Here is a 12313-nt window from a genome sequence, read left to right on the forward strand (position 1 = left end):
CTCCTCCGAAACTTTTTACGTCGCTTCGCGAAGTGCTGCAATAGGTACATATAGACCAGACATTAGTGCTATCGCCTCTGTGAGAATAGGCTTGTTCGGGGATGGCGTGTTAGGGTATGGATTTGATTGGGATATTTCATTTCGGAACCGATTCTCAGCATGAAGGGATGATAAATGCAGAATATCGAGTATGTCCGGCAGGGATTGGAGAAGGTGCGATCGGGCAGTCCGTTGGTCCTTTCCGTGACCAATTACGTGGCCGCCAACCTCAACGCCAACGGGCTGTTGGCCGTGGGCGCGTCGCCCATCATGACCCATCAGGCGGAGGAGATCGAAGACCTTGTGTCCATCGCCGGGGCCGTGGTCTGCAACATGGGCATCCCGGCGGGCACGCTGCCCGAGGCCCTGTACAGGGCGGGGGAGTGCGCCAACAGGCTGGGCAAGATTCTCGTCTTCGATCCCGTGGGAGCCGGGGCCTCGGAATACCGCAACAGGGTATGCCGAAAACTGCTCTCCTGCGCATCGCCGGACATCATCCGGGGCAACGCCTCGGAGATCATCGCCCTGGCCGGGCAGAGCGGGGCCACCAGGGGCGTGGACAGCACCCACGGCTCACTGGAGGCGCGGGATGCGGCCACTGCCCTGGCGACGAAATACGGGTGCACCGTGTGCGTCAGCGGCGAGACCGATCTGGTCACGGACGGCAACCGGGAAATACTCATCGTCAACGGGCACGAAATGATGCCGAGGATCACCGGGCTGGGCTGCACGGCATCGGCCCTGGCAGGGGCTTTTGCCGCAGTCATGGACGACACTGTCGAGGCCGTCACGGCATGCATGGCCGTCCTTGGCATTGCGGGTGAACTCGCCGCCGAGACTGCTGCCGGACCCGCCTCCCTGCAGACCGGGATCATCGACACCTTGTTCACGTTGTCGGGAGAGGAGATCGCAGAGAGGGCCAGGATTTCATCCTAGTAGGTGAAAACAGGACAATTCGTTCATCAGATTAGGACAAATCACGAAAAAAGGCCTGCCGTCGTATTTCGGCAGGCCTTTTCATTTTTCTGAATCAGACGGCTAGAAGCTCGGAATATCCTCCACTTTTTCGGTGAGCAGGAATTCGCCCTTTTCGATCCACTCCTTGAGGGTGTCGGCCACTTCCAGGGACATGGAGTAGCTGGTCACCGGCACGGTGGAGGTCTTCTTGCCGTTGACCGTGACCTCGCCGCTGCGCAGCTCCTCGAAGGAGGCGCGGGTCAACTCGCGGGGGATGCCGTTGGGGTAGTCGTAGCCGTAGTCCTTGACCGGCATGGTGATGTCCGCGTCGCTGACCCCGGTAAACCAGGCCATCTCCTCGTTCAGGATGGGAATGGGGATGCCCACGCCCACGGCCAGGGACGCGCCGTAGCCCACCAGGGACTGGCCGCGCACATAGCGGGGGTTCATCTTCTTGAAGTCGCCCTTGAGCATCAGGGTGCCGGACGGATTCTCGGGCAGGCCGCGCTCGTTGCGTTTCGGCTTCTGCACGTGCTGGGTGCCCTCGCCGATGACGTAGCCGATGCCGCCGCCCAGGAAGATGCGCGTGCCCATGCCGATGGTCCTGTAGAACGGATCATTGAACAACGGGGACAGCTGGCCTGCCGTGGCGAAATTCACGTTGGAGGAATTCGCCTTGAGCGGGCCCATGTACGTATAGATGGTGCGGCTGGTCAGGTTCACGGCCGCGTTGTAGTTCTGGTAGCAGTTGCGCGGGTTGAGCATGACCGCGTTGGGCAAATCCGCCAGGGTGACGTCCTTGTCCAGGTTCTTGCGCGGGTAGCAGTCCGTTCCGTAGGCCTCGGCCCGCAGGTGCACCGCCTTGCCGCGGAGCAAATCCTCCATGACATGCCCTCCGCCGTACGCAAAGCGTCCGGGGTGTACCTTGTTGAGGGGATCGTCCTCAGAAGGCTCTGTGGCCCCAAGGTAGGCGTCTACGGCGGCTATTCCGGAATAGCACGGGACGTTGTTCAGCCACAGCTTGGAAACCTTCATCACCGGAGGCTGCTGCCCGATGTTGAACAGGAGACCGGAGGAACACATGGGCGAGAACGTGCCCGTGGTGACCACGTCGATCTCCCGGGCCGCCTTGACCTTGCCTTCCTTCCTGACGATGGCGACCATTTCCTCGGCATTGACCACAACGGCCTTGCCTTTGCGGATGCGCTCGTTGATCTCCTTGACCGTCTTGTTCACTTTGTATTCTGCCATTGTGCCTCCGGGTCCGGACTGGCGCGCCCGGTCCCTTGCTGAACTTTCTCGCGTGCGGACTTCAACGGGCCCGGCAGGGCGCCCTGCCGAATCGCTTTCCGCGCGTCGAGTCCACCCCTTGTAATAGAAAAACCCGCGAAGGAAAACCAGGTTGTTTTTCCTCTTCCCGACCCCCCCATCAAAACCGCCGCCGCATAGGAAAAAAGACCCTGAAACCGCTGTTATCAACAAGGAGTGATTTTCGCGGAAAAGAACAACCAAAACCGGGCGTTTTTCCGTAAAAACCGGGCTAAAAAGCTTGGCTTGAGGTATATTATAAGGTATAGAACCTAAGGAATTTCGGGATATTTTTTAGACTTTAAAAAGTCCGTTTTTTCCCTAATATTTTCGAGTAATTGTAAACAACACATAAACAACATCGGCACAGCGTGAAAGACTCCCTGCGGAAACACCTTCTCCAGACCAGCTCGGATGACGAACTCAAGCGGTGGTTCGACCCGTTGTATTTCGATTATTCGGAAGAAAACAAGCGTCTGACCGTTGGTTTTCCCCATACCTTTTTCGCCAAATGGTTCGAGGCTGAAATCCAGGACAAGTTCGAAGCGCAGCTGAACATGTTCCTCGGTTCCGGCTACCTGGTCAGCTACAGGGACGTGGAGAAGCCCGACAGGGCCACAGGGGTGCAGGTGGCCAACGTGGTCAAGCGCATCGATTTTCCTTTTGGCCAGGAGTTCACCTTCGAGACCTTTCTGATCAACAAGAAGAACTACTTCCCCATCGCCTCGGCCAAAGAGGTGGCCAAGCAGTCCGGGTCGCTTTTCAACCCGTTCATCATCTGCGGCCCGGGCGGCTCGGGCAAGACCCACCTGCTCCGGTCCGTTGCCAACGAGATTTCCAAGAAGCACGACTACTCCACCGTGTTCATGGGCTCCATGGACGAGCTCAACTCCCTGTACAACATCCGGTTCAAGGGCGACCGGTTCAAGGCGCGCAACTATCTGTTCGAATACCAGTTCCTGTTCATCGACGATTTCCACAAGATCAGGGAACATCCCCATTTCCAGCAGGAACTCGTCAATATTTTCAACCACTTCTACGACAACAAGAAACAGATGGTCCTGGCCTGCCGGGAAAAGGTGACCAGCTACGACTTCCTGGACGAGGCCCTGCAATCCCGCCTGGGTTGGGGACTGATCGTCACCCTCAAGGAACCGGACCTGGAAATCCGGGTGGGGTACATCCAGCGCCAGGCCAAGGCCAAACGGCTCTCCCTGAACAAGGAACAGATTCTCACCCTGGCCCAGCGGTTCACGGATTTCCGCTATCTGCAGGGCATCCTGCTCAAACTTTTCGCCTTCAAGGAACTGGTCAAGCAGGACCTTTCCCAGAAGGACTTCGAGCACATCCTGGCCAACACCGAGGAAAAGACCACCGACGACCTGACGCCCAAGAAAATCCTCAACGTGGTCAGCGACCATTTCAGCGTCCACGTCAAGGACCTGATCGGCACCAAACGGCACCAGCACATAGCCCATGCCCGCCAGGTGGCCATGTTCCTCTGTCGCCAGATGTTGAACACTTCCTACCCTTCGCTGGGTCGGGCCTTTGGCGGAAAAGACCACTCAACGGTTCTGTATTCGGTTAAAAAAATCGAACAATTACAGGAAGATGACTTCGAACTGAAACAACTGTTAAAAACGTTGAAGAATAAGTGTCGTATGTCGTGATCATAATGCGAAAACACGAAATTATGAAAAAATGGTTCCGAAACAGACACAGTGCATGTTCTGAAAATATTCAAATAAAAAAGTAATTTGAATGAGTTTGGAACAAAGGAACCGAGGCAATAAATCTCAATCAAGGAGATATTTTTTATGTTTCTGAAAGTGAACAGAGATGAAATCATCGAAGGACTCCAGAAGTCGGCGAACATCATCCCGGCCAAAACCGGAGCGGCATTTCTCCGCACCATCTGGTTGCAGTGCGAGAACGGAAACCTGAACGTGATGTCCACCGATTCGAATCTCGAGTTCATGGGCTCCTATCCGGCCGGTATCGAGGGCGAGGGATTGGCCGGCGTCCAGGGCCGCGCTTTTTATGACCTGGTCAAGCAGCTCCGTTCCGACCAGGGTGAGCTGACCATCAGCACGGATGAAGAGAACCAGAACGTCCTGGTCGAACAGAAGGCCAGGAAGTACAAGTTCCCGGTAAACGACCCGGAATGGTTCCAGAAATTCTCCACCTTTCCGGAAAACGGCACCGTGTTCTGGTCCGGTGATTTCCTGCACGAGATCATCGACAAGATTTCGTTCTGCATTTCGGACGAGGACTCCATGGAGGCCATCGCCTGCATCCACCTCGTCCCCCGCGACAAGATGGGCGTGAAGACCGTCGAGGTCTGCGGCCTGAACGGCCACCAGTTCGCCATGCTCAACTTCGTCAACGACGACATCTATGCCATGCTCCCGGAAGAGGGCGTGCTCATCCAGAAGAAGTACCTGACCGAGCTCAAGAAGTGGCTTACCGCCGATGAGATCGAGCTGGCCATCTCCAACAAGCGGCTCTTTTTCCGCACCGGCGACAAGCGGGAGACCTTCACGCTGCCCCTGTCCTACTACCAGTACCCGAACTATCAGAACTTCCTGGCCAAGCTGAACGATCCCGACGTTTCCACCCTGGAAGTGAGCCGCCTCGACCTGGTGGACGCCCTGTCCCGCGTGGCCCTGTTCAACACCGACTCCAACCGTTGCGCCTACTTCACCTTTGCGGGCAGCGAGGTGACCATCTCCGCCCAGGGGCAGGAGACCGGCACGGCGCGGGAATCCATCGACGCAACCTTCACCGGCGACATGGCCCGCATCGCCTTCCCGACCAGGAATCTCATCGAGATACTGAACCACTTCAATTCCGACACCGTGAAGTTCACCCTGACCGGCACCGAGGCCCCCTGCGGCCTGACCGGCGCCGACGACAAGAACTACGATGTGATCGTCATGCCCATGATGATTCAGGAAGAGACTTACTATACCGAGGAAAACGCATAAATGAGCGAACAGTACAACGCCGAATCAATTACCGTACTCGAGGGGCTTGAGGCCGTTCGAAAACGGCCCGCCATGTACATCGGTTCCACCGATATCCGTGGCCTGCATCACTTGGTTTACGAAGTTATCGACAACTCCATCGATGAGGCCATGGCCGGGTATTGCGACAAGATCAAGGTCACCCTGCACATGGACAACTCCTGCACCGTGACCGACAACGGCCGCGGCATCCCCGTGGACATCCACCCCAAGGAAGGCGTCCCGGCGGTCCAGCTGGCCATGACCACCCTGCACGCGGGCGGCAAGTTCGATTCCGAGACCTACAAGGTGTCCGGCGGCCTGCACGGCGTGGGCGTGTCCTGCGTCAACGCCTTGTCCGAGTTCATGGAGACAACGGTCCGCCGCGAGGGCAAGACCTATCGCATGAAGTTCGAGCGCGGCCATGTGGTCCAGGAACTGGAAGAGACCGGCACCTCGGACCACTCGGGCACCAGCCAGCGATTCCGCCCGGACGAGGAAATCTTCGAGGTCAACCAGTTCGACTACGACGTGCTCAGGAAGCGGTTCAAGGAGCTGGCCTACCTGAACTCCGGCCTGGAGATCGAGTTCAAGGACGAGCGTAACCCCGAGGCTGAAGCCGAGACCTTCAAGTTTGATGGCGGCATCAAGCGCTACGTCAAGGACCTGAACTCGAACCTGCAGACCATCGGCGAGATCGTCTACGGCGAGGGCGAGTCCGAAAACATGATCGTGGAGTTCGCCCTCCAGTACACCTCGTCCTACAAGGAAAACACCTACACGTTCGCCAACAACATCCGGACCATTGAGGGCGGCACCCACCTGGCCGGTTACAAGACCGCGCTGACTCGGGCCATCAACAACTACGTCCAGAACGCGGACCTGCCCAAGAAGCTGATCCAGAAGCTGACCGGCGACGACGTGCGCGAAGGGTTGACCTCGGTCATCTCGGTCAAGCTGCCGGAACCGCAATTCGAGGGCCAGACCAAGACCAAGCTCGGCAACTCCGAGGCTGCGGGCCTGGTGGCGGCGGTCATCTATGAAAAGCTGAACGTCTTTTTCGAGGAAAATCCCAAGGAGGCGCGGTTCATCATCGAAAAGGTGGTGGATGCGGCCCGGGCGCGCGAGGCGGCCCGAAAGGCCCGGGACTTGGTCCGCCGCAAGGGCGCCCTGTCCGACAACGCCCTGCCCGGCAAGCTGGCCGACTGCCAGTCCAAGGACCCCAAGGATTCCGAAATATTCATCGTCGAGGGTGACTCCGCAGGCGGTTCGGCCAAGCAGGGCCGCGACCCCAAGATCCAGGCCATCCTCCCCCTGCGCGGCAAGATCCTCAACGTCGAGAAGACGCGCCTGGACAAGATGCTCGGCAACAAGGAAATCCGGGCCATGATCACGGCCTTCGGCATCGGCATCGGCCAGGACGAAGAAGAAAAGGATTACGACAAGCTGCGCTATTACAAGATCGTCATCATGACTGACGCCGATGTTGACGGCTCGCACATCCGGACGCTGCTGCTGACCTTCTTCTTCAGGCAGTACGAAGAGCTGATCAACCGGGGCCACGTGTATATCGCCCAGCCGCCGCTCTACCGCGCGCACAAGGGCAAGTTCGAGAAGTTCATCAAGGACGACGTGGAGCTGGACAACTTCCTGCTCGAGAGGATCGGCGGCGACCTGTCCATCAAGTCCGCATCCGGCCGGGTCTTCGAAGGCGACAAGCTCCTGGACATCATGGCCAAAATCCGCTTCCTGCGCACCAAGTTCGGCGAAGCCGAGACCGTGGGCATCGAGCCGACCCTCTACAAGAAGCTCCTGGACTACCCGGAACGGATCTCCTTCACCTACTTCGAAGAGCACGATCCCGAGCAGTTCAAGAAGGATTTCGAGACCAACGGGTACCGGGTCCACATCGAGAAGGAACACGATCAGGAACTGGACAAGGACCGCACCTATCTCGTCTTCGAAAACGAGAACGGCCACCGCACCCGGCTGGCCATGGAGTTCTTCTACTCCAAGCTCTACAAAACGGCCTATGCGACCCATGGAGAGCTCAAGGACATCTGCGGCGGGTTCGAGTTCACCCTGGACCTGAAAGAGGCGGAGAAGCCCGTTACCGGCCTTTTTAAGCTGTATGACGAGGTCATCGAAGAGGCGAATCGTGGCTGGTCCATCCAGCGCTACAAGGGTCTGGGCGAAATGAATCCGGAACAGCTTTGGGAAACCACCATGGACCCGGAGAAGCGGATCATGCTTCAGGTGACCATCGAGGATGCGGCTGCGGCCAACGACATCTTTATGGATCTCATGGGCGACAATGTGGAGCCCAGGCGTGAATTCATTGAGAAAAATGCACTGGCTGTGCAGGAACTGGATATCTAAGTTTGGGGCTATTGAATGAGTAATACCATCACCATCGAAAGCGAACTCAAGAAAAGTTATCTTGAGTATTCCCTGTCAGTCATCATCGGGCGTGCCATCCCGGATGTGCGCGACGGGCTGAAGCCCGTCCACCGACGCATCCTGTTTGCCATGCACGATCTCGGCAACTACCACAACCGGGCCTACAAGAAATCCGCTCGCGTGGTCGGCGACGTCATCGGTAAGTACCATCCGCACGGCGACTCCGCAGTGTACGACGCCCTGGTCCGCATGGCCCAGGACTTCTCCATGCGCGATATGCTCGTGGACGGCCAGGGCAACTTCGGCTCCATCGACGGCGACTCCGCCGCCGCCATGCGTTACACCGAAGTGCGCATGGCCAAGCTGTGTTCCGAGTTCCTCGGCGACATCGACAAGAACACCGTCGATTTCAGGCCCAACTACGACAACACCATGCAGGAGCCGGCGGTCCTGCCCACCAAGGTGCCGAACCTGCTCCTCAACGGCACCACCGGCATCGCGGTCGGCATGGCCACCAACATCCCGCCCCACAACCTGAGCGAGCTCATCGACGGTTCCATCCACCTGCTGGACAACCCCGAGTGCACCATCGAATCGCTCATGCAGCGGGTCAAGGGCCCTGATTTCCCCACCGGCGGCACGGTCTTCGGCGGGCAGGGACTGGTGGACGCCTACACCACCGGTCGCGGCTCCATCAAGATTCGCGGCGTGGTCGAGGTGGAAGAGGCCAAAAAGGGACGCAAGGAATCGATCATCATCAGGCAGATTCCCTACGCCCTGAACAAGTCCACCCTGGTGGAGAAGATCGCTGCGCTCATCCATGAGAAGAAGATCGAGGGCGTGTCCGACCTGCGCGACGAGTCCGACCGCAAGGGCATCCGCATCGTGCTCGACCTGAAGCGCGGCGCCATCCCGGACATCATCATCAACTCGCTGTACAAGTTCACGCCGCTGGAGACGAGCTTCGGCATCAACATGATGGCCGTGGTCGGCAAGCGGCCCATGCTGCTGAACCTGAAAGAGGTCCTCAAGCACTTCCTTGAGCACCGCCGCGAAGTCATCATCCGTCGCACCAAGTTCGATCTGGACAAGTGCGAGAAGCGCGTCCACATCCTGGAAGGGTTGCGCATCGCCCTGGACAACATCGACGAAGTGGTCAAGCTCATCCGCGCATCTAAGACGCCGGACGAGGCCCGCGAAGGCTTGATGAGTCGGTTCAGCCTGTCGGAGATTCAGGCCAAGGCCATCCTCGACATGCGGTTGCAGAAGCTCACCGGCCTGGAGCACGACAAGCTCCTGGAAGAGCTGGCCGAGCTGATGAAGAAGATCGAATACTTCACCTCCATCCTTGAAAACGAGGAGGTTCTCAAGGGCGTCATCCGCGACGAACTCCGCGAAATCAAGGACAACTACGCCACCCCGCGCAAGTCCGAACTGCTTCAGGCGGACCTGGACTCCATCGACATCGAGGACCTGATCCCGGACGAGGAAACGGTCATCACCCTGTCGCGCCGGGGCTACATCAAGCGCACCCCGCTCTCCAACTACACGGCCCAGCGGAGGGGCGGAAAGGGCATCGCGGGCGTGCAGACCGGTGACGGCGACTTCATCCACACCTTCATGCTGACCACCAATCATCAGCATCTGGTGCTGTTCACCAACTTCGGCAAGATGTTCAAGATCAAGGTCCACCAGGTTCCGGAGGGCTCCCGCTACGCCAAGGGCGGCCACGTGAACAACCTGCTGCCCCTGGAGAAGGAAGAGAACATCGCCACGGCCCTGTCCCTGCGCGAGTTCCAGGATGACCGCTTCTTCCTGTTCGTGACCCGAAAGGGCATGATCAAGCGCTCCTCCATCGGCCTGTACGGCAATTGCCGCTCCACGGGCATCCGGGCCGTGAACCTGCGCGACGGCGACGAGCTGATGACCGTGCGCGAACTCGAGCCGGACGTGGACTGCATCCTGGCCAGCCGCGAGGGCTCGGCCATCCGCTTCAACATCAACGACGCCCGTCCCATGGGCCGCGCCACCGCCGGAGTCAAGGGCATGGCCCTGCGGCCCAACGACGAGGTCGTGGCCTGCGTTGTCACCGGAGACGAGGAGCGCGACCAGCTGCTCACCGTGTCCGAGGGCGGCTTCGGCAAGCGCACCTCCATCGACCAGTACCGTGTCCAGACGCGCGGCGGAAAGGGCATCCTGAACATGCGCCTGACCAACAAGACCGGCAAGGTCATCAGTGCGCGCATGGTCAACGAGAACGACGACGTCATCCTGCTCACCACCCAGAACAAGGTCATCCGCATGTCCGTGTCCGAGGTCAGCCAGACCCGAGGCCGCGCGACCCAGGGTGTCCGGCTGGTGAAGATGGACGCCGACAACAAGGTCGCCGGGTTCGACCTGGTGATGGACGACGACGAAGAGCTCAAGGACAAGACGCCGTAGGTCCTTATCGGGCCGACGGTGCATCTGCATGGTATCCGGGCGGAAATCTCCAGCGCATACGACATCGCGCGCGGAGATTTTCGCCCGGAATGATGCTGGGCGGCAGCCTCTGGGCAGCGCATGTCGTTTTTCGTTGCGCGAGCGGGCAGGGCATCGTACCAACGTCGCAGGCGGTTGTTGTTCCGGGGGAGCCGGGGGACTCCTAAAAGTACATTTATGAAACAGATCCTGCTTCTTGTTATCCTTTTCTGCTCGTGCCTGCTGGCGTCCTGCTCCTCGGACAAATCTCCGGGGATGGAAGACATTGAGCGGGCCCGGGACGCATACTCCAAGGGGTTCTACCTGGAGGCGGAAAAGGACTATGAGCGCTACCTGCAGATCGAGCCCCAGGGCGCCGACCGCAAGGAGGCGTGGGACCGGCTGAGCGAGATCGCGGTGACCATCAAGGGCGACTACGACCGGGCGGTGGTGCTGCTCGAGGCCATGTATCTCGAGCTGGGCGGCAACGCCAACGAGGCGTGGAAAATCATGTTCCAGCTCGGCGAGGTCTACGCGGAACTGGGCAACCGGCCCAAGGCCATCGAGTCCTTTGAAAAATGCCTGATGCACGCCGAGGGAAACCCGGAGCACATGTACAGGACGCAACTGCGCATGGCCAGATTGTACCGCGACATGGGCAGCTACGACCTGGTGGCGTCCACCCTGGAAAACTGCGCCGACTCGGCTTCCGAGTCCGAGTCAAAGGCCCGGTGCCTGTACGAGCTGGCCCAGAGCTACAGCTTCATTTCCGGCTGGGGACAGGCCAGGAAGGCGCTCGAGCAGCTGCTCGAGTTGCGAGGGTTGTCCGAGGAGACCCACGCCCTGGCGGTGTTCCTGCTTGCCGACATTTACGAACACGAGCGCGATTACCGCAGGACACGGGAATTGCTGGAGTCTATCCTGACGACCTATCCCAACCCCAAGGTGGTGGAGTCGCGACTGGGCAACCTGCCGGACGTCCAGCCCGAGCCCATTCCGCTCAAGCCGCCGTCCGAATAAGGAACATCATGACCACATTTTTCTGCATGCGCCACGGCCTGACGGACTGGAACAACGAGCACCGCATCCAGGGCTGCACCGACACTTCCCTCAACGAAGAAGGGCGCGAACAGGCCAGGAAATGGGCCGGGTCCCTGGCGGACAACGGCCTGGAGCTGATCGTGACCAGCGGTCTTGCCCGTTCAAGGGAGACCGCGGCCATCATCAACGAGACCCTGAACCTCGACGTGGTGGAGGATGAACGCCTCAACGAGATGGACTGGGGGGAGTGGACCGGCCTGGATCGCGGCCAGATCCGGGAGATGTACAAGCTGGTGGGCCAGCAGGAGAGAAAGGGGTTCGAATTCCGCGCCAAGGGCGGGGAGAGCCGCAACGAGCTGCTCATGCGCGCCTGTGACGCGCTCATGGACCTGACCGAGAAGTATCCCGGCAAATCCGTGCTGGTGGTGACCCACAACGGCATCCTGAAATGCCTGGCCTACACCTTGTCCGGCCTGGATTACCTGCCCGGCGACCCGAATCCCATCGAGCCGTATCGGCTGCACCGCTTCGAGTGCTCCGACCTCGAGCTGGCCATAGGCGAGCTCAACATCGAAATCTAGGGCGACCTGTTCCCCCAAGCCTTGGGCCGGGGGCCGGGACAGGGTGGAGAAAGGCGGCTAGCTGAGCTGGCTGATGCCCACGCTCATGATCATGGACACGCCGATCCAGAGGGCGGTCTTGAAGGTGCGAACGGACCAGGGAATCTTGTGATAGGCGGCTTCGGTGACGCCGAGGGTGGAATCTTCGGGCTGGAACAGGTAGCTCAGGTACGACATTGTCATTTCCTCACATTGGGTTCGAAACGGGTTGTCTTCTGGTAGGGAAAAGAGCCGCCTGAGGTCCAATAGGGATGCGTGAGATTATCCATAAGGAATTCTTATGGATGATCTTGGGAGGCGGCGGCCCGCCCCTCAGCAGAGCCGGTTCAGTCCGAGGCCGACGAGGATGGACAGCCCGATCCAGAGCACGGCCTTGCATGCCCGCACCGAGGCCGGATAGTGTATACCCTCGCCTTCGCAGGAGATATCTTCCGGCAGAAGCAGATACCGACACATGTTTCCGACCCCTCTGTCCATGCACTC

General features: G+C 59.2%; 10 protein-coding genes. 7 read left to right on the forward strand and 3 right to left on the reverse strand.

The annotated features are described in order from the left end of the window. Positions 1-174 precede the first annotated feature (174 nt). Entirely contained in the window at positions 175-975 is an 801-nt protein-coding gene (gene thiM / locus OO730_RS09295) for a hydroxyethylthiazole kinase (protein ID WP_264981176.1), read from the forward strand. Between the two features lie 102 nt (positions 976-1077). Here the strand turns inward: thiM and OO730_RS09300 are convergent, their stop codons facing one another. Beyond that, positions 1078-2247, reverse strand: coding sequence for a homocysteine biosynthesis protein (locus OO730_RS09300; RefSeq protein WP_264981177.1), 1170 nt, complete (start codon positions 2245-2247; stop codon positions 1078-1080). Positions 2248-2675: 428 nt separating this feature from the next. On the opposite strand from OO730_RS09300, the gene OO730_RS09305 reads away from it, so the two are divergent. From OO730_RS09305 to OO730_RS09330, 6 genes are all read left to right on the forward strand, one after another. Beyond that, on the forward strand, positions 2676-3974 hold the full coding sequence (locus OO730_RS09305) for a DnaA ATPase domain-containing protein (protein ID WP_264981178.1): 1299 nt from the start codon (positions 2676-2678) through the stop codon (positions 3972-3974). A 147-nt stretch (positions 3975-4121) separates the two neighbouring features. Further along, a complete protein-coding gene (gene dnaN, locus OO730_RS09310; RefSeq protein ID WP_264981179.1) occupies positions 4122-5291 on the forward strand; it encodes a DNA polymerase III subunit beta in 1170 nt (389 codons plus the stop codon). Next, complete coding sequence (gene gyrB / locus OO730_RS09315) at positions 5292-7688, forward strand: DNA topoisomerase (ATP-hydrolyzing) subunit B (RefSeq protein WP_264981181.1); 2397 nt, start codon at positions 5292-5294, stop codon at positions 7686-7688. Positions 7689-7703: 15 nt separating this feature from the next. Further along, a complete protein-coding gene (gyrA, locus tag OO730_RS09320) occupies positions 7704-10151 on the forward strand; it encodes a DNA gyrase subunit A (RefSeq protein WP_264981182.1) in 2448 nt (815 codons plus the stop codon). Positions 10152-10367: 216 nt separating this feature from the next. Continuing rightward, complete coding sequence (locus OO730_RS09325) at positions 10368-11189, forward strand: tetratricopeptide repeat protein (RefSeq protein ID WP_264981183.1); 822 nt, start codon at positions 10368-10370, stop codon at positions 11187-11189. 8 nt (positions 11190-11197) lie between these two features. Next, positions 11198-11791, forward strand: coding sequence for a histidine phosphatase family protein (locus OO730_RS09330; RefSeq protein ID WP_264981184.1), 594 nt, complete (start codon positions 11198-11200; stop codon positions 11789-11791). 57 nt (positions 11792-11848) lie between these two features. Here OO730_RS09330 and OO730_RS09335 read toward each other — a convergent pair whose 3' ends face one another. Continuing rightward, a complete protein-coding gene (locus OO730_RS09335) occupies positions 11849-12007 on the reverse strand; it encodes a hypothetical protein (protein ID WP_264981185.1) in 159 nt (52 codons plus the stop codon). 135 nt (positions 12008-12142) lie between these two features. Beyond that, a complete protein-coding gene (locus tag OO730_RS09340) occupies positions 12143-12307 on the reverse strand; it encodes a hypothetical protein (RefSeq protein ID WP_264981186.1) in 165 nt (54 codons plus the stop codon). Positions 12308-12313 lie beyond the last annotated feature (6 nt).

Origin of the sequence: Pseudodesulfovibrio portus, assembly GCF_026000375.1 — a bacterium.
In the GTDB taxonomy this organism is placed as follows: Bacteria; Desulfobacterota; Desulfovibrionia; order Desulfovibrionales; family Desulfovibrionaceae; genus Pseudodesulfovibrio; species Pseudodesulfovibrio portus.

Coding starts and splice junctions, on each gene's coding strand:
- thiM (WP_264981176.1), top strand. CDS start 175: ATGCAGAATATCGAGTATGTCCGGCAGGGATTGGAGAAGGTGCGATCG.
- OO730_RS09300 (WP_264981177.1), bottom strand. CDS start 2,247: ATGGCAGAATACAAAGTGAACAAGACGGTCAAGGAGATCAACGAGCGC.
- dnaN (WP_264981179.1), top strand. CDS start 4,122: ATGTTTCTGAAAGTGAACAGAGATGAAATCATCGAAGGACTCCAGAAG.
- gyrB (WP_264981181.1), top strand. CDS start 5,292: ATGAGCGAACAGTACAACGCCGAATCAATTACCGTACTCGAGGGGCTT.
- gyrA (WP_264981182.1), top strand. CDS start 7,704: ATGAGTAATACCATCACCATCGAAAGCGAACTCAAGAAAAGTTATCTT.
- OO730_RS09325 (WP_264981183.1), top strand. CDS start 10,368: ATGAAACAGATCCTGCTTCTTGTTATCCTTTTCTGCTCGTGCCTGCTG.
- OO730_RS09330 (WP_264981184.1), top strand. CDS start 11,198: ATGACCACATTTTTCTGCATGCGCCACGGCCTGACGGACTGGAACAAC.
- OO730_RS09335 (WP_264981185.1), bottom strand. CDS start 12,007: ATGTCGTACCTGAGCTACCTGTTCCAGCCCGAAGATTCCACCCTCGGC.
- OO730_RS09340 (WP_264981186.1), bottom strand. CDS start 12,307: ATGGACAGAGGGGTCGGAAACATGTGTCGGTATCTGCTTCTGCCGGAA.